At 60.5% G+C, this 16,380-nt stretch carries 16 protein-coding genes and 1 pseudogene; 13 read left to right on the forward strand and 4 right to left on the reverse strand.

Going from position 1 to position 16,380, the window contains the following annotated elements; translation table 11 throughout:
- Positions 1 to 230: 230 nt before the first annotated feature.
- A complete protein-coding gene (locus tag ACVVH8_RS29190) occupies positions 231 to 599 on the reverse strand; it encodes a DUF4870 domain-containing protein (RefSeq protein ID WP_103302601.1) in 369 nt (122 codons plus the stop codon).
- A 28-nt stretch (positions 600 to 627) separates the two neighbouring features.
- Positions 628 to 1,350 carry a ribonuclease PH gene (gene rph / locus ACVVH8_RS29195; RefSeq protein WP_027610407.1) on the reverse strand — a complete coding sequence of 241 codons (723 nt, stop codon included), beginning with the start codon at positions 1,348 to 1,350 and terminating at the stop codon, positions 628 to 630.
- 270 nt (positions 1,351 to 1,620) lie between these two features.
- Between rph and ACVVH8_RS29200 the strand changes: the two genes are divergently transcribed.
- From ACVVH8_RS29200 to ACVVH8_RS29225, 6 genes are all read left to right on the forward strand, one after another.
- Positions 1,621 to 2,484, forward strand: a complete 864-nt coding sequence (locus ACVVH8_RS29200; protein ID WP_103302951.1) for a YicC/YloC family endoribonuclease — start codon at positions 1,621 to 1,623, stop codon at positions 2,482 to 2,484.
- A gap of 10 nt (positions 2,485 to 2,494) precedes the next feature.
- The gene (gmk, locus tag ACVVH8_RS29205; RefSeq protein WP_103302602.1) at positions 2,495 to 3,115 is read left to right on the forward strand and encodes a guanylate kinase; all 621 of its coding nucleotides are present in this window, start codon (positions 2,495 to 2,497) and stop codon (positions 3,113 to 3,115) included.
- 167 nt (positions 3,116 to 3,282) lie between these two features.
- The gene (rpoZ, locus tag ACVVH8_RS29210) at positions 3,283 to 3,546 is read left to right on the forward strand and encodes a DNA-directed RNA polymerase subunit omega (protein ID WP_007894670.1); all 264 of its coding nucleotides are present in this window, start codon (positions 3,283 to 3,285) and stop codon (positions 3,544 to 3,546) included.
- Positions 3,547 to 3,603: 57 nt separating this feature from the next.
- Positions 3,604 to 5,709, forward strand: coding sequence for a bifunctional GTP diphosphokinase/guanosine-3',5'-bis pyrophosphate 3'-pyrophosphohydrolase (gene spoT, locus ACVVH8_RS29215; protein ID WP_064589822.1), 2,106 nt, complete (start codon positions 3,604 to 3,606; stop codon positions 5,707 to 5,709).
- A gap of 24 nt (positions 5,710 to 5,733) precedes the next feature.
- Positions 5,734 to 6,114: a RidA family protein gene (locus tag ACVVH8_RS29220; protein ID WP_003229509.1), complete on the forward strand. Its 381-nt coding sequence runs from the start codon at positions 5,734 to 5,736 to the stop codon at positions 6,112 to 6,114.
- A 69-nt stretch (positions 6,115 to 6,183) separates the two neighbouring features.
- Complete coding sequence (locus tag ACVVH8_RS29225; protein ID WP_103302603.1) at positions 6,184 to 6,924, forward strand: putative periplasmic lipoprotein; 741 nt, start codon at positions 6,184 to 6,186, stop codon at positions 6,922 to 6,924.
- A 138-nt stretch (positions 6,925 to 7,062) separates the two neighbouring features.
- Here ACVVH8_RS29225 and ACVVH8_RS29230 read toward each other — a convergent pair whose 3' ends face one another.
- Positions 7,063 to 7,920 carry an SDR family oxidoreductase gene (locus ACVVH8_RS29230; protein WP_475227629.1) on the reverse strand — a complete coding sequence of 286 codons (858 nt, stop codon included), beginning with the start codon at positions 7,918 to 7,920 and terminating at the stop codon, positions 7,063 to 7,065.
- A gap of 188 nt (positions 7,921 to 8,108) precedes the next feature.
- On the opposite strand from ACVVH8_RS29230, the gene exbB reads away from it, so the two are divergent.
- The 6 genes from exbB (at position 8,109) to ACVVH8_RS29260 (ending at position 15,020) form a co-directional block, all read left to right on the forward strand.
- On the forward strand, positions 8,109 to 9,068 hold the full coding sequence (exbB, locus tag ACVVH8_RS29235) for a tonB-system energizer ExbB (protein ID WP_475227632.1): 960 nt from the start codon (positions 8,109 to 8,111) through the stop codon (positions 9,066 to 9,068).
- Between the two features lie 6 nt (positions 9,069 to 9,074).
- Positions 9,075 to 9,503, forward strand: coding sequence for a TonB system transport protein ExbD (gene exbD / locus ACVVH8_RS29240; protein WP_103302606.1), 429 nt, complete (start codon positions 9,075 to 9,077; stop codon positions 9,501 to 9,503).
- On the forward strand, positions 9,500 to 10,246 hold the full coding sequence (locus tag ACVVH8_RS29245; RefSeq protein WP_038359287.1) for a TonB family protein: 747 nt from the start codon (positions 9,500 to 9,502) through the stop codon (positions 10,244 to 10,246). The genes exbD and ACVVH8_RS29245 overlap by 4 nt, the downstream gene beginning before the upstream one ends.
- Positions 10,247 to 10,525: 279 nt before the next feature.
- Positions 10,526 to 11,455, forward strand: a complete 930-nt coding sequence (locus ACVVH8_RS29250) for a hydrogen peroxide-inducible genes activator (RefSeq protein ID WP_103302608.1) — start codon at positions 10,526 to 10,528, stop codon at positions 11,453 to 11,455.
- 9 nt (positions 11,456 to 11,464) lie between these two features.
- On the forward strand, positions 11,465 to 13,540 hold the full coding sequence (gene recG / locus ACVVH8_RS29255) for an ATP-dependent DNA helicase RecG (protein ID WP_475227635.1): 2,076 nt from the start codon (positions 11,465 to 11,467) through the stop codon (positions 13,538 to 13,540).
- A gap of 79 nt (positions 13,541 to 13,619) precedes the next feature.
- Entirely contained in the window at positions 13,620 to 15,020 is a 1,401-nt protein-coding gene (locus ACVVH8_RS29260) for an aminoacyl-tRNA deacylase and HDOD domain-containing protein (RefSeq protein WP_103302610.1), read from the forward strand.
- Positions 15,021 to 15,276: 256 nt separating this feature from the next.
- Here the strand turns inward: ACVVH8_RS29260 and ACVVH8_RS29265 are convergent, their stop codons facing one another.
- Positions 15,277 to 15,660: an SCP2 sterol-binding domain-containing protein gene (locus ACVVH8_RS29265; protein ID WP_475227637.1), complete on the reverse strand. Its 384-nt coding sequence runs from the start codon at positions 15,658 to 15,660 to the stop codon at positions 15,277 to 15,279.
- 354 nt (positions 15,661 to 16,014) lie between these two features.
- Here ACVVH8_RS29265 and ACVVH8_RS29270 point away from each other — a divergent pair.
- Positions 16,015 to 16,372, forward strand: a pseudogene (locus ACVVH8_RS29270) (DUF6124 family protein).
- Positions 16,373 to 16,380 lie beyond the last annotated feature (8 nt).

A 16,380-nucleotide genomic window follows, 5' to 3' on the forward strand; every position in this document is an offset into this window, starting at 1 on the left:
AACTCTAATTGCCAAGATCGTGCACAGCACTAAGGCTGTGCAGTTGTGACTAAAAGTGTAAAAACGAAAATGATGTTACAAGCTATTTATCCGCTTATCGCAAGCAGACTAATCCTACGCGTCAGGAAAACTATTTCAGTTGCAAAAATACAAATGCCCTGACAAGTCAGGGCATTTATTTTAAAGCACTACGAACTTCAACAATTCCCAGGAGAAATGTGCACTGATCGTTATTTGATCAAGCGCCAAGTGAACGGATAACGATAAGGAAAACCTTCGTTGGCCTTCACTCCGGCGATGATCGTCAACACCAGCGCACCGATGGCCAGCAGACCGAGCAGGAAGAAACCGATGATCAACACCATCAGCAGCAGAGAGATCGCTGCAGCAATCGCCACGGTGATCTGAAAATTCAGCGCTTCCTTGCCCTGGGCATCAATGAACGGATCCGACTCGCGCTTCATCTGCCACAGGATCAACGGCCCGATCAGATTACCGAACGGAATCCAGATCCCCAGCAAGGCGGACAGGTGACAAAACATCGCCCATTGGCGAACCTCCTGGCTCGGTTTGGGCAGCAACTCTTGCTCGTCACTCATCGCGTCCTCCTTGCGGGTTGGAACCTGCTCAGTCGGCCAGTGCGGCCTTCTGCAGTTCGAAAATTTCGTTCATGCCTTTCTTGGCCAGCTCCAGCATGGCGTTCAAGTCTTCAGGCTGGAACGGCGCGCCTTCGGCGGTGCCCTGCACCTCGATGAAACCGCCGGTGCTGGTCATGACCACGTTGAGGTCAGTCTCGGCGGCGGAATCTTCAAGATAGTCCAGATCCAGCACAGGCTCACCCTGATACATGCCGACCGATACCGCGCCGATCATTTGCTTGAGCGGGTCGCCGCCTTTCAGGCCGCCGCGCTTCTTGATGACCTTCAACGCATCGACCAGCGCGACCATGGCACCTGTGATGGACGCGGTGCGGGTGCCGCCGTCAGCCTGGATCACGTCGCAGTCGACGTACAGCGTCACGTCGCCCAGCTTCGACATGTCCAGCGCAGCGCGCAACGAACGGCCGATCAGACGCTGGATTTCCAGGGTGCGGCCGCCTTGCTTGCCACGGCTCGCTTCACGCTGGTTACGCTCGCCAGTGGCGCGCGGCAGCATGCCGTACTCGGCAGTCAACCAGCCCTGGCCCTGGCCCTTGAGGAAACGCGGCACGCCGTTTTCGACGCTGACGGTGCAGATGACTTTGGTATCACCGAACTCGACCAGTACGGACCCCTCGGCGTGTTTGGTGTAGTTGCGGGTAATGCGGATCGAGCGGAGCTGATCGGCAGCGCGACCACTTGGACGTTTCATAGGGAATACCTGTACTAGGGACGGAAAACTGCCGAGCATTATAGAGCGCTGCACCGTCACTGGGCACTTGTTAAAAATCCGCGCCGACGACCGAAGCCCCTGAACCACGCATTACCGACGGGCTGCAGCCCTTTGTCACACCGTGTGTTTGGGCGCATTCGCCGCACTGCGCTACAATCCTGCGCCTTTGCTGCCAGTCGGCTTAAATTCATTCATATCGCGCCCGTGGAACTGCAGTTCCGCGCCGATCTGCATTGCGAGGTCACCGCCATGGTGCACAGCATGACCGCCTTCGCCCGCGTCGAAAAAGCCGGCGTCCAGGGCACCCTGAGCTGGGAATTGCGCTCGGTCAACAGCCGCTATCTGGAACCGCACCTGCGCCTGCCGGAGTCGTTCCGCGACCTTGAGGGCGCCGTCCGCGAAGCCCTGCGTCAGGGCCTGTCGCGAGGCAAACTGGAATGCACCCTGCGTTTCACCGAAGAAAGCACCGGCAAGCCGCTGCAAGTTGATCGCGAGCGCGCCGCGCAATTGGTCGCCGCCGCCGAAACCGTTGCCGGGCTGATCAAGAATCCGGCCGCGCTGAACCCGCTGGAGGTGCTGGCATGGCCTGGCGTGCTGGTTGCTGATGCAAGCGATCCGCAAGCGCTGAATGCCGAAGCCCTCGCACTGTTCAATCAAGGCCTGAAAGATTTGAAAGCGGGCCGCGAGCGTGAAGGCTCAGAGCTGGCTCGACTGATCAACGAACGCCTGACGTCCATTGAAGAAGACGTCGTGACCCTGCGTGAACTGGTACCGCAGATGCTCGCGACCCAGCGCCAGAAGGTTCTCGACCGCTTCGCCGACATGAAGGCCGAACTGGATCCGCAGCGTCTGGAACAGGAAATGGTCATCCTCGCGCAAAAAAGCGATGTGGCCGAAGAGCTGGACCGCTTGAGCACCCATATCATCGAAGTTCGCCGGGTACTCAAGTCCGGTGGTGCGGCCGGGCGCCGCCTCGACTTCCTGATGCAGGAACTCAACCGCGAAGCCAACACACTGGGCTCCAAGGCCTTCGACCCGCGCAGCACCCAAGCCGCCGTCAACCTCAAGGTGTTGATCGAGCAGATGCGCGAACAAGTGCAGAATATTGAGTAAGGCAACAGACATGACCCACAGCACCGGCACCCTGTACATCATTTCCGCGCCATCGGGTGCGGGCAAAAGCAGCCTCGTCAAAGCTTTGACCGATGCCAATCCGGAGATTCGCGTATCGATCTCCCACACCACACGCGCCATGCGTCCGGGTGAAGTGGACGGCGTTAACTATCACTTCGTGACCCGCGAAGAGTTCGTGAAGATGGGCGAGCACGGCGACTTCCTCGAACGCGCCGAAGTCTTCGGCAACTTCTACGGCACCTCGCAAAGCCGCCTGCAGCAAACCCTGGACGAAGGTCACGACCTGATTCTGGAAATCGACTGGCAAGGCGCCGAGCAAGTGCGCAAGCTGATGCCGCAGGCACGTTCGATCTTCATCCTGCCGCCGTCGCTGCAAGCATTGCATCAGCGCCTGACCAACCGCGGCCAGGACAGCGACGAGATCATTGCCGGGCGGATGCGCGAAGCCGTCAGTGAAATGAGCCACTATGTCGAGTACGACTACCTGATCATCAACGATGATTTCGGCCACGCGCTGGACGATCTGAAGGCGATTTTCCGTGCCAATCAGCTGCAGCAGAAACGCCAACAGGTGCGTTTCGGCAAATTACTGGCCGAATTGCTCGGCTAATCAGCACTTCCCAAAACCGCTGCAAGGGCTTTACATTGGCACTTGCGGCGCGTTGAAGGGCTTGGTTAAAAAATCAGCGCTTCCCTAATCGCTGGTGATTTTTTAAACTGTTGAGTCCGCTCGCCCAACCGGGCAGCGCGCATATTGCATTCGCTCCGAGGAATACCATGGCCCGCGTAACCGTTGAAGACTGCCTGAACCACGTGGAAAACCGTTTTGAGCTGGTCATGCTCTCTACCAAACGTGCCCGTCAACTGGCCACCGGCGGCAAAGAGCCACTGGTTCAGTGGGAAAACGACAAGCCTACCGTTGTAGCGCTGCGTGAAATCGCTGAAGGCCTGATGAGCTACGAGTTCATCGCCAACGCTGAAATCGTCGAAGACGAACCGCTGTTCGCAGCGTTCGAGGACGAGTCCAACGAGGCCGTCTAAGCCTATGCCTGGTCGACGTAGCACGGCGCGGGATCACAGCCTACGGCAGGAATCATCATGCCGAGCATAGACGCCCTCGCCGACCGCTTATCGACCTACCTCGGCAATGACCAGGTCAACCTGGTCCGCCGAGCGTATTTCTACGCCGAACAAGCCCACGACGGCCAGCGCCGCCGCAGCGGCGAGGCGTACGTCACGCATCCTCTTGCCGTGGCCAATATTCTTGCCGACATGCACATGGACCATCAGAGCCTGATGGCCGCGATGCTGCATGACGTGATCGAAGACACCGGTATCGCCAAAGAAGCGCTGCAAGCGCAGTTCGGTGAAACCGTGGCCGAACTGGTCGACGGGGTCAGCAAACTGACCCAGATGAATTTCGAGACCAAGGCCGAAGCACAAGCCGAAAACTTCCAGAAAATGGCCATGGCCATGGCGCGCGACATTCGCGTGATCCTGGTCAAGCTTGCCGACCGCCTGCACAACATGCGCACGCTGGAAGTGCTGTCCGGCGAAAAACGCCGGCGCATCGCCAAGGAAACCCTCGAAATCTACGCGCCCATCGCCAACCGGCTGGGCATGCACGCGATCCGCATCGAATTCGAAGACCTCGGTTTCAAGGCCATGCACCCGATGCGTTCCGCGCGGATCTACCAGGCCGTCAAGCGCGCCCGGGGCAACCGCAAGGAAATCGTCAACAAGATCGAAGAGTCCCTCGGCCATTGCCTCGCCATCGACGGCATCCAGGGTGAAGTCAGCGGTCGCCAGAAACACCTCTACGGCATCTACAAGAAAATGCGCGGCAAGCGTCGAGCCTTCAACGAGATCATGGACGTCTACGCGTTCCGGATCATCGTCGACAAGGTCGATACCTGCTACCGCGTGCTAGGCGCTGTGCATAATTTGTACAAACCGTTGCCGGGGCGCTTCAAGGACTACATCGCGATTCCCAAGGCCAACGGCTATCAGTCGCTGCACACCACGCTGTTCGGCATGCACGGCGTACCGATCGAGATCCAGATCCGCACCCGCGAAATGGAAGAGATGGCCAACAACGGCATTGCCGCCCATTGGCTGTACAAATCCAGCGGTGACGAGCAGCCGAAAGGCACTCACGCCCGCGCCCGCCAGTGGGTCAAAGGCGTGCTGGAAATGCAGCAACGTGCCGGCAACTCGCTGGAATTCATCGAGAGCGTGAAGATCGACCTGTTCCCGGACGAGGTCTACGTGTTCACGCCCAAAGGCCGGATCATGGAGCTGCCAAAAGGCTCCACGGCGGTCGACTTCGCCTACGCGGTGCACACCGACGTCGGCAACAGCTGTATCGCCTGCCGGATCAACCGCCGCCTCGCACCGCTGTCCGAACCGCTGCAAAGCGGCTCCACGGTCGAGATCGTCAGCGCCCCCGGTGCACGACCGAACCCGGCCTGGCTCAACTTCGTCGTCACCGGCAAGGCGCGAACGCACATTCGCCATGCGCTGAAACTGCAACGCCGCTCGGAATCCATCAGCCTCGGCGAACGCCTGCTGAACAAGGTCCTCAACGGTTTCGACAGCGCGCTGGAGAAGATCCCGGCCGAACGCGTAAAAGCGATGCTCACCGAGTACCGCCTCGAACTGATTGAAGACCTGCTCGAAGACATTGGTCTGGGCAATCGCATGGCCTACGTCGTCGCCCGCCGCTTGCTCGGTGAAGGCGAACAACTGCCGAGTCCGGAAGGCCCGCTGGCGATTCGCGGCACCGAAGGTCTGGTTCTCAGCTACGCCAAATGTTGTACGCCGATCCCGGGCGACCCGATTGTCGGGCATCTGTCGGCGGGCAAAGGCATGGTCGTGCACCTCGACAACTGCCGCAACATCAGCGAAATCCGCCACAACCCGGAAAAATGCATCCAGCTCTCGTGGGCCAAGGATGTCACAGGCGAATTCAACGTCGAGCTGCGCGTCGAGCTGGAACACCAGCGCGGCCTGATCGCTCTGCTGGCCAGCAGCGTCAACGCGGCCGACGGCAATATCGAGAAAATCAGCATGGACGAACGCGATGGTCGCATCAGCGTTGTCCAGTTGGTGGTCAGCGTCCACGACCGTGTGCACCTGGCCCGCGTGATCAAGAAACTGCGCGCCCTGACCGGGGTAATCCGCATTACCCGCATGCGTGCATAACTCACACCTAACAAGGAGTCATACATGACCAAGACTGTTATCACCAGCGACAAGGCCCCGGCCGCCATCGGTACTTACTCCCAGGCGATCAAGGCTGGTAACACCGTCTACATGTCGGGCCAGATTCCTCTGGACCCAAAAACCATGGAACTGGTTGAAGGCTTCGAAGCCCAGACCGTCCAGGTGTTCGAGAACCTCAAAGCCGTGGCCGAAGCTGCCGGTGGTTCGTTCAAGGACATCGTCAAACTGAACATCTTCCTCACCGACCTGAGCCACTTCGCCAAGGTCAACGAGATCATGGGCAAGTACTTCGACCAGCCATACCCGGCCCGCGCCGCCATCGGCGTAGCTGCCTTGCCGAAGGGTTCGCAGGTTGAAATGGATGCCATTCTGGTCATCGAGTGATGCGCACGGCGCGGCCTTCAAACGCCGCGCCGACTGCTCAGCAAGACAAGGTTTTGAAAGGATTCCACCATGCGCAAAGCGCTAGCTCTCCCGCTGCTCGCCATTTTCCTCGGCGGCTGCGCCAGCAACCCTGCCGACCGTGACATCAGCGGCACCTGGATCAACCAGGTGGCGATCGATGCTGCCACCAAGGGCGGCTCCCTGCGCGAAGCGCTTCAGGCCTACGGCCCGAATCTGGAATGGGATATCAACACCAAGGCCAGCCAGGCCCGCTACACCAACGGTTTCGAGAACGTCGAAGGACGGCTGCTGGGTGAAAAATCCGGCGCCTGGAAAGTCGACTTCTATGGCAGCTCCGCCAGCGAGCTGAAACGTGATGGCGGGCAACTGCAGCAAGCCGCCAGCGACAACGAACCGGAACAGGTCTTCGACCGCGCCCAGATCCCGGTGCCGGAAGGCGCACCGATCGGCGCCAGTTTCGAACGCGCGCTGTATTCCGCTTACATGGGCGGCAGCTGGAAAATCGCCAGCGGCCAGGGTGAAGGCAACACCGTGCAGTTCCAGGCCGATGGCCAGGTCTCCGGTTTGCCGGGTGCCGATCGCTATGCCCTGTGCCTGGCGGGTGACTGCGCATCAATGAGCAGCACCAATGACAATATGTGGCTGCAGCTCAATGGTCAGGGCAACGCCTACATCTTTGCGCGCAAGGGCAAGGAACTGGAGATCTTCCAGGCGGTGAACACTGCATTGGCTGATGAAATGCCGCAGTACACGCCGGGCGAACGCAAGTGGTTGCTCGAAAAACAGTAAGCACACGTTGAGAACAACACATAACCCTGTGGGAGCGGGCTTGCCCACGATGAGGCCATCAGACTCAACACTTGTGTTGACTGCCATGCCGCCATCGCGGGCAAGCCCGCTCCCACACTGGTTTGTGGTGTGCGGGAGTCAGCACTTACCTTCAAGAATTGCGGCATAACCTTCGCGGTAGCTTGGGTAAGTCGGCGTCCAGCCCAACGCTTTCGCCCGGGCGTTGCTGCAACGCTTGCTGCCGGTGCGCCGAACGCTGGCATCTTCCGCCCATTCGGTAACGCCCAGATACTCGCGCAGCCAGCCCACCACTTCGGCCAACGGCGCCGGTGCATCGTCGACGCCGATGTAGAAATCCTCCAGCTTCACGCCCTGCCGAGCCTTCTCCAACAGGAATGCCAGCAAACCGGCTGCATCGTCAGCATGAATCCGATTGCCATACAGCGGCGGCTCCACCGCCACGCGATAACCGCGACGCACTTGAGTCAACAACCATTCGCGGCCCGGGCCATAGATGCCAGTCAGACGCAGAATGCTCGCCGGAATGCAGCTATTGAGCGCCACCTGCTCAGCCTCCAGCATCAAGCGCCCGGAATAACCGGCAGCGACGGTCTCTGAGTGTTCATCCACCCACTCCCCATCCTGCTGTCCATAAACGCTGCTGCTGGACACAAAGATCAGCCGCTCCGGCACCTGACCATAGTCGTCGAGCCAGCTCAGGACATTCTGCAAACCCTGCACGTAAGCGGCGCGATAACCAGCCTCGTCGTGATCGGTGGCTGCCGCGCAATACACCAGATAGTCCACGGCACCCACCGGCCAGGTCGCCGGACAGTCTTCGTTGAACAGGTCGCCGGCAACGCCGATCACACCGTCGGGCAGCTTCGAAACATCCCGACGCAAGCCATGAACTTCCCAGCCAGCCGCCAGCAATTGCTTGGCCAGACGACTGCCAACATCACCACAACCGGCAATCAAAACAGAAGGCGCGGACATCAAAAAACTCCTATCGGAAAGATACAGACTAGCGCTGGCAAAGGACGGGCGGCTAGCAATGAAGGAAAAAAAGATACTCTATTACTTTTGTTAACAAGAATTACTTGCAATAATGCACGCCACTTTTGTTCTCGGCCTTACGAGGCCTGGAAGAGCATCAACGTTTTTCTATCTCAGGTCCGGCCAGCATGACACGCAATCAAATTCCCGCTTCGCCAACCAATCGACCTCGCGCCTGGAGCGCAATGGCGGCTTTGCTGCTCAGCCTGATGCTGGCACCAACCGCTGCTTTCGCCGACGCCCAGGCACCAGCCGCCCCGGCCGCGACCGAACAGCGTGCACCTGCTACTGACGCGCCAGCCGCTGCTCCGACCGCCACCGATCCGGTGCAAGCAGTAGACGCTGCCGACGTTCCTGAAGTCCTCGAAGCCGACAACTCCCTGGGCATGGCCCACGACCTGTCGCCATGGGGCATGTACCAGAACGCCGACATCATCGTGAAAATCGTGATGATCGGTCTGGCCATCGCGTCGATCATCACCTGGACCATCTGGATCGCCAAAGGCTTCGAGCTGATGGGCGCCAAGCGTCGTCTGCGTAGTGAAATCGCCGCTCTGAAGAAAGCCACCACCCTTAAGGAAGCCAGCGCCACGGCGGGCAAGGAAGGCACCCTCGCCAACCTGCTGGTGCACGACGCGCTCGAAGAAATGCGCCTGTCGGTCAACAGCCGCGAGAAAGAAGGCATCAAGGAACGCGTCAGCTTCCGTCTCGAGCGTCTGGTTGCAGCCTGCGGTCGCAACATGAGCAGCGGCACTGGCGTTCTCGCCACCATCGGTTCCACCGCACCGTTCGTGGGTCTGTTCGGTACTGTGTGGGGCATCATGAACTCCTTCATCGGCATCGCCAAAACCCAGACCACCAACCTTGCCGTCGTGGCGCCAGGTATCGCTGAAGCGCTGCTGGCCACTGCATTGGGTCTGGTTGCGGCCATTCCTGCGGTGGTGATCTACAACGTCTTCGCCCGCTCCATCGCCGGTTACAAGGCGCAGGTTTCCGATGCCTCGGCAGAAGTTCTGCTGCTGGTCAGCCGCGACCTCGACCACCAGCCTGAGCGCAGCTCGCAGCCGCACATGGTAAAAGTGGGGTAATCGGCCATGGGCCTGCATTTGAAAGAAGGCGCAGACGACGATCTGGCCGAGAACCATGAAATCAACGTCACGCCGTTCATCGACGTGATGCTGGTGTTGTTGATCATCTTCATGGTGGCCGCTCCATTGGCCACCGTCGATATCAAAGTCGACCTGCCTGCCTCGACCGCCAAACCGGCGCCGCGGCCAGAGAAACCGGTATTCCTCAGCGTCAAGGCTGACCAGCGCCTGTTCCTCGGTGAAGACGAAGTGAAGCCCGAAACACTGGGTGCCACCCTCGACGCCCGCACCAAAGGCAAAAAAGACACGACGATCTTCTTCCAGGCCGACAAAGGCGTGGACTACGGCGACCTGATGAGCGTGATGGATAATCTGCGCTCCGCTGGTTACCTGAAGGTTGGTCTGGTCGGACTCGAGAGCGCGGTCAAGAAATGATCACGACGCGCCATAAGCTGACGCGTTACAGCGGTAGCCTGGCCGTGGTGCTGGGCGTTCATGCGCTGGCCATCGCGCTGGCGCTGAACTGGACCGCCCGCCCGCCGATCGAATTGCCGCCCCAGGCAATGATGGTCGAGCTGGCACCGGTTCCGGCCCCGCCACCGCCTGCACCGCCGAAAGTCGTCACACCGCCGCAGCCACCGGCTCCGGTCGAAGAGTTGCCGATCCCGAAACTGGCCGAAGCGCCAAAAGCCGAAATCGCGGTGCAGAAGCCTAAACCGAAGCCAAAGCCTAAACCGCCGAAGCCGGTCGAGAAGAAGCTCCCCGATCCGCCGAAAGAAAAACCTTCCGAGGAAAAACCGGCCGACACGCAACCGACTCAGGCACCGACGGAGAAATCCGCTCAGCCTGCACCAGGCCCGTCGCCTGCACAAATGGCCGCCAAGGCCAGTTGGCAAGGCACCCTGCTCGCGCATCTGGCCAAGTACAAAAAGTACCCGGCCAGCGCTCAGGCACGGGGTAAGGAAGGCTTGAACCGTCTGCGTTTTGTGGTCGATGCCGAAGGCAATGTGCTGTCGTTCGAACTGGTGGGCCGCTCCGGCAACGCCGATCTGGACCGGGCCACCCTGGAAATGATCCGCCGCGCACAACCGCTGCCCAAGCCACCGGCCGACATGCTGAACAATGGATCGATTGAAATTGTTGCGCCGTTTGTTTACTCGCTGGAACGTCGCCGCTAAGTAACACCGCAGTACCTGTAGGAGTGAGCCTGCTCGCGATGGGGCCGTGTCAGTCAGTCATTTATCGCCTGACACACCGCTATCGCGAGCAGGCTCACTCCTACAAGGGTTCTTCGTCAGCCGTAAGAAACCCGCCAAAAAGGCACCGAAAGGTGCCTTTTGCATATCTAACAACGGCAATCACACATTGCCCGGTGTCGCACGCCTCCCTCAGTCTGATAACGTGCGTCTATCGATTGCAGCCGGTATGCTTGGCCCGCATCTTCATGGACGCTTGCTATGACTCTCACAGAATTGCGCTACATCGTTACCCTCGCCCAAGAGCAGCACTTCGGTCACGCGGCCGAGAAGTGCCACGTCAGCCAACCGACCCTCTCCGTGGGCGTGAAAAAGCTTGAAGACGAACTCGGTGTGCTGATTTTCGAGCGCAGCAAAAGCGCCGTGCGCCTGACCCCGGTCGGCGAAGGCATTGTTGCCCAGGCGCAGAAGGTGCTGGAGCAGGCCCAAGGCATTCGTGAACTGGCCCAGGCCGGCAAGAATCAGTTGACCGCCCCGCTGAAAGTCGGCGCCATCTACACCGTCGGCCCATACCTGTTCCCGCACCTGATTCCGCAACTGCACCGGGTCGCCCCGCAGATGCCGTTGTACATCGAAGAAAACTTCACCCACGTGCTGCGCGACAAACTGCGCAACGGCGAGCTCGACGCGATCATCATCGCGCTGCCGTTCAACGAAGCCGACGTGCTGACCCTGCCGCTCTACGACGAACCGTTCTACGTCCTGATGCCGGCCCAGCACCCGTGGACGCAAAAAGAAACCATCGACGCCGGCCTGCTCAACGACAAGAGTCTGCTGCTGCTCGGCGAAGGCCACTGCTTCCGCGATCAAGTGCTGGAAGCCTGCCCGACCCTGACCAAGGGCAACGACGGCGCCAAACACACCACGGTCGAATCCAGCTCGCTGGAAACCATTCGCCACATGGTCGCTTCCGGCCTGGGCATCTCGATCCTGCCGTTGTCGGCGGTGGACAGCCATCACTACGCCCCGGGCGTAATCGAAGTGCGGCCGCTGTCGCCGCCGGTGCCGTTCCGCACCGTGGCCATCGCCTGGCGCGCGAGCTTCCCGCGGCCGAAAGCCATCGAGATCCTCGCCGATTCCGTTCGCCTGTGCTCGGTGGCCAAGCCAGCGGCACCGGTTACGGCCGGTTAAGCAAGCGTCATGACTGAGTTGTCGCAAGTGTCGGTGACGGCACTCAAGGGTGTCGGCGAAGCCATGGCCGAGAAACTGGCCAAGGTCGGCTTGGAAAACCTTCAGGACGTGCTGTTCCACCTGCCGCTGCGTTATCAGGATCGCACCCGTGTGGTGCCGATCGGCGCTCTGCGGCCAGGGCAGGACGCCGTGGTCGAAGGCACCGTCAGCGGCGCCGACGTGGTCATGGGCCGCCGCCGCAGCCTCGTCGTGCGTTTGCAGGATGGCACCGGCGGCCTCAGCCTGCGCTTCTACCACTTCAGCAACGCGCAAAAAGAAGGCCTCAAGCGCGGCACGCGGATTCGCTGCTACGGCGAAGCCCGTCCCGGTGCGTCGGGACTGGAAATCTACCACCCGGAATACCGCGCCATCACTGGCGACGAACCGCCGCCGGTGGATGAAACCCTGACCCCGGTTTACCCGCTCACCGAAGGCCTGACCCAGGCGCGGCTGCGCCAGTTGTGCATGCAGACGCTGACGATGCTCAAGCCTGCCACCCTGCCCGACTGGCTGCCGACCGAGCTTGCCCGCGACTATCAACTGGCGCCGCTGGCCGATGCGATCCGCTACCTGCACAACCCACCCGCCGATGCAGACGTCGACGAACTCGCCCTCGGTCATCACTGGGCGCAACATCGCCTCGCCTTCGAAGAGCTGCTGACGCATCAACTGTCCCAGCAACGCCTGCGCGAGAGCATGCGTTCGCTGCGCGCGCCGGCCATGCCGAAAGCGAAAAAGCTGCCACCGAAATATCTGGCCAACCTCGGCTTCAATCCGACCGGTGCGCAACAGCGTGTCGGCAACGAAATCGCCTACGACCTCAGTCAGCACGAACCAATGCTGCGCCTGATTCAGGGCGACGTTGGCGCGGGCAAAACCGTGGTCGCCGCCCTCGCCGCGCTGCAAGCGCTGGAGGCCGGCTATCAAGTCGCGCTGATGGCACCGACCGAGATTCTCGCCGAACAACACTTCATCACCTTCAAGCGCTGGCTCGAACCGCTGGGCATAGATGTCGCGTGGCTGGCCGGCAAGCTCAAGGGCAAGAACCGCGTCGCCGCGCTGGAGCAGATCGCCAGCGGCACGCCGATGGTGGTCGGCACTCACGCGCTGTTCCAGGACGAAGTACAGTTCAAAAATCTCGCACTGGTGATCATCGACGAACAACACCGCTTCGGCGTCCAGCAACGGCTGGCGCTACGCCAGAAAGGCGTCGGCGGGCGCATGTGCCCGCATCAACTGATCATGACCGCGACACCGATTCCCCGGACCTTGGCGATGAGCGCCTACGCCGACCTCGACACCTCGATCCTCGACGAACTGCCGCCCGGTCGAACGCCGGTCAACACTGTGCTGGTCACCGACACCCGCCGCGTCGAAGTCATCGAACGCGTGCGCAGTGCCTGCGCCGAGGGCCGTCAGGCCTATTGGGTGTGCACGCTGATCGAAGAGTCGGAAGAGCTAACCTGTCAGGCTGCCGAAACCACGTTTGAAGACCTCACCCTCGCCCTCGGCGAACTGAAAGTCGGGCTGATCCACGGGCGCATGAAACCCGTGGAGAAAGCCGCCGTCATGGCCGAATTCAAGGCCGGCAACCTGCAACTGCTGGTCGCGACCACGGTGATCGAAGTCGGTGTCGACGTGCCCAACGCCAGCCTGATGATCATCGAAAACCCCGAACGCCTGGGCCTCGCGCAACTGCACCAGTTGCGCGGTCGCGTTGGCCGAGGCAGCGCCGCCAGCCATTGCGTGCTGCTCTACCATCCGCCGTTGTCGCAAATTGGTCGTCAGCGCCTGGGCATCATGCGCGAGACCAACGACGGCTTCGTCATCGCCGAAAAAGACCTCGAACTGCGCGGCCCCGGCGAAATGCTCGGCACCCGCCAGACCGGCCTGCTGCAATTCAAGGTCGCCGACCTGATGCGCGACGCCGACCTGCTGCCCGCCGTGCGCGATGCTGCGCAGGCCTTGCTGGAGCGCTGGCCGACCCACGTCAGCCCATTGCTCGACCGTTGGCTGCGCCACGGGCAGCAATACGGCCAAGTGTGAGCACCGTCGCAGTTTCTGAAAGATCCTTCCGACAGAGCTGGTTATACTCCTGCCATTGTTTCAAAAACGGATACAGACCATGACCGAAGCTGCTCTCGCCCCCGAATCTCCGCACGCTCCGTCTGTCATTCGGCTGCTGCTCAACAAGCTGGGCGTCGCCTACGAAGAAGTGCTCGAGCACCACGGCCTCAATGCCTCGCGCAAAGTGCAAGCCGTGTTGCTGGACGACGCCGTTGGCGCCCTGATGGTGCTGTTTCCACAGAGCCAGTTGCTGGATCTCAATCGCCTCGCTGAACTGACGGGCCGTCGCCTGACCGCCGTCTCGACCGAGCGCCTGGAAAAGATGCTCGGCAAACACAGCCTGAGCCTGCTGCCGGGCCTGCCGGCGCTGACCAGTTCGCCGTGCCTCTATGAAGAAAGCCTGCTGCGCGAACCGAAGTTGCTGATCAACTCCGGCGAGCCGGGCCTGCTGCTGGAAATCGCCAGCGAAGACTTCAAGACCATGCTGACCAAGGCCAGCGCCGCCAACTTCGGCGAAGCCCTGAGCAGCATCCGCCCCAACCTCGACCGCCCGGACGATGACCGCGAGGAAATCACCCAGGCCGTGCAGGCGTTTACCGCGCGCCGGATTCAACAGCGTCTGGAAGCGACCATCGAGATTCCGCCACTGGCCGAAACCGCGCAGAAAATCATCAAGTTGCGCGTCGACCCCAACGCCACCATCGACGACATCACCGGCGTGGTCGAAACCGACCCGGCGCTGGCCGCGCAAGTGGTGAGCTGGGCGGCGTCGCCGTACTACGCCTCGCCGGGCAAGATTCGTTCGGTGGAAGACGCGATCGTTCGCGTACTCGGCTTCGATCTGGTGATCAACCTGGCGCTGGGCCTGGCCCTCGGCAAGACCCTGAGCCTGCCCAAAGACCACCCGCAACACACCACGCCGTACTGGCAGCAGTCGATCTACACCGCCGCCGTCATCGAAGGCCTGACCCGCGCCATGCCACGCGCCCAGCGTCCGGAGGCCGGCCTGACCTACCTCGCCGGCCTGCTGCACAACTTCGGTTACCTGCTGCTGGCCCACGTCTTTCCGCCACACTTCTCGCTGATCTGCCGCCACCTGGAGGTCAACCCGCACCTGTGCCACAGCTACATCGAGCAACACCTGCTCGGTATCAGCCGCGAACAGATCGGCTCGTGGCTGATGCGCTACTGGGACATGCCGGACGAACTGGCCACCGCCCTGCGCTTCCAGCACGACCCAAGCTACGACGGCGCCTACGCTGAATATCCTAATCTCGTCTGCCTGGCCGTACGCCTGCTGCGCAGCCGCGGGATTGGCTCCGGCCCGGATGAAGACATCCCGGATGCACTGCTAGAACGCGTTGGCCTGACCCGCGACAAAGCCAACGACGTCGTCAGCAAAGTCCTCGAAGCCGAAGTCCTGCTGCGCGAACTGGCTTCGCAGTTCAGCCAGGCCTGAAACGCATCACGGGCAAGCCCCACTCCCACAAGATCAACACGATCCCTGTGGGAGCGGGCTTGCCCGCGATGAATCCAGCTCGGTTTCCTGGATGTACTGAACCCCTGTGGCGAGGGAGCTTGCTCCCGCTCGACTGCGCAGCAGTCGCTAAACCAGCCAATCAGGTGTATCCAAGGCATCAGGTTTTGGGGCCGCTTCGCAGCCCATCGGGGATAAATCCCCTCACCACAACACCCCTTCTACTCAAGCCCCGATATCAAGCCTTAGGCTTGGGCTTCCTCGGCTTCAAATACTTCATCAACCCCTGAAACCACATCACCAGCGCCGGGTTGCCTTTGATCTGGATCGACTTGTCCTGAATCCCCTGCATAAACGCCAGTTGCTTGTTCTTCGCCTGCATCGTGGCAAAGCCATAAGCGGCATCTTTAAAGGCAATCGCAAACGCCGGCTCCGCCACCACGCCAGACTTGCTGGTGATGCGCTGATTCTTCACCAGGAAATGCCGCGCCACTTTCCCATCCAGTGTCTGTAGCTGGAACACCAGTTCCTTGTCACCCAACTGCTGCTGGAACGCAGGATTTGTCCGGCTGGCCTTACCCATCAACAGACCCAGCATCCACAGAAGAAAACGAAATTTCATGCGCACAGCCTCAAAAGGAAAATGAACGGCCGGGGCAGTGTAAGGGATTCAAGCGATAACGCCACTATTGGCTAACGTTGGAAGAGGATGCCGCTGTTTTCTAGCACGATGACTACCAAGTCACACTACAGTACACACGCCTACACACATTTCTGTAGGAGCTGCCGAAGGCTGCGAACTTCTGATCTTCTACCCCGCAAACCTATGGGAAATTTCCTGCAAGCAGCCGGGCTGTTCATGAACTAGGCGCATGGGTGGGCAATCGATAAGCTTTGTATGTCGCCGCAAAATCGGCGACCGGATGTGCAAGTCCGTATTCGGGGAAAATCAATTAACTGCTCAGGATTTACACCCATGACCGATGACACATTCGACGCTGACTCAACCTCTCCCTACGAATCTCCTGACTCAAAGAAATTCCACGAAGCCGCCGAACGCGCCCTCGACCACCATTTCAAACCCGCCGCCGAACCCCGCCCCAAACGCGAGACCGGCCTCTTCAGCCTCTCTCCCGGAACCGATGCCGAAGCCCTCATGGCCAACGCCTCGGAGGACCTGCTGTCCATTCATCGCCTCCGACCTGGCCGACGACCTCCACGGCTCCCGCCGCTCGGTCGCGCTAGCCCTGAGCAGAATGGCGGATGGGGTGCGATTGATGGTGGAAGGAATGCTTGATCACATTGAAGTGCGGAGTGTGAAGGCCAAGCCGTAACGGGATTT

Source organism: Pseudomonas trutticola BRTCR10 (assembly GCF_056155105.1).

Coding starts and splice junctions, on each gene's coding strand:
- ACVVH8_RS29220 (WP_003229509.1), top strand. CDS start 5,734: ATGACCAAGACTGTTATCACCAGCGACAAGGCCCCGGCCGCCATCGGT.
- ACVVH8_RS29265 (WP_475227637.1), bottom strand. CDS start 15,660: ATGAAATTTCGTTTTCTTCTGTGGATGCTGGGTCTGTTGATGGGTAAG.
- exbB (WP_475227632.1), top strand. CDS start 8,109: ATGACACGCAATCAAATTCCCGCTTCGCCAACCAATCGACCTCGCGCC.
- rpoZ (WP_007894670.1), top strand. CDS start 3,283: ATGGCCCGCGTAACCGTTGAAGACTGCCTGAACCACGTGGAAAACCGT.
- ACVVH8_RS29245 (WP_038359287.1), top strand. CDS start 9,500: ATGATCACGACGCGCCATAAGCTGACGCGTTACAGCGGTAGCCTGGCC.
- rph (WP_027610407.1), bottom strand. CDS start 1,350: ATGAAACGTCCAAGTGGTCGCGCTGCCGATCAGCTCCGCTCGATCCGC.
- ACVVH8_RS29260 (WP_103302610.1), top strand. CDS start 13,620: ATGACCGAAGCTGCTCTCGCCCCCGAATCTCCGCACGCTCCGTCTGTC.
- ACVVH8_RS29250 (WP_103302608.1), top strand. CDS start 10,526: ATGACTCTCACAGAATTGCGCTACATCGTTACCCTCGCCCAAGAGCAG.
- ACVVH8_RS29225 (WP_103302603.1), top strand. CDS start 6,184: ATGCGCAAAGCGCTAGCTCTCCCGCTGCTCGCCATTTTCCTCGGCGGC.
- exbD (WP_103302606.1), top strand. CDS start 9,075: ATGGGCCTGCATTTGAAAGAAGGCGCAGACGACGATCTGGCCGAGAAC.
- gmk (WP_103302602.1), top strand. CDS start 2,495: ATGACCCACAGCACCGGCACCCTGTACATCATTTCCGCGCCATCGGGT.
- spoT (WP_064589822.1), top strand. CDS start 3,604: ATGCCGAGCATAGACGCCCTCGCCGACCGCTTATCGACCTACCTCGGC.
- ACVVH8_RS29230 (WP_475227629.1), bottom strand. CDS start 7,920: ATGTCCGCGCCTTCTGTTTTGATTGCCGGTTGTGGTGATGTTGGCAGT.
- ACVVH8_RS29190 (WP_103302601.1), bottom strand. CDS start 599: ATGAGTGACGAGCAAGAGTTGCTGCCCAAACCGAGCCAGGAGGTTCGC.
- ACVVH8_RS29200 (WP_103302951.1), top strand. CDS start 1,621: ATGGTGCACAGCATGACCGCCTTCGCCCGCGTCGAAAAAGCCGGCGTC.
- recG (WP_475227635.1), top strand. CDS start 11,465: ATGACTGAGTTGTCGCAAGTGTCGGTGACGGCACTCAAGGGTGTCGGC.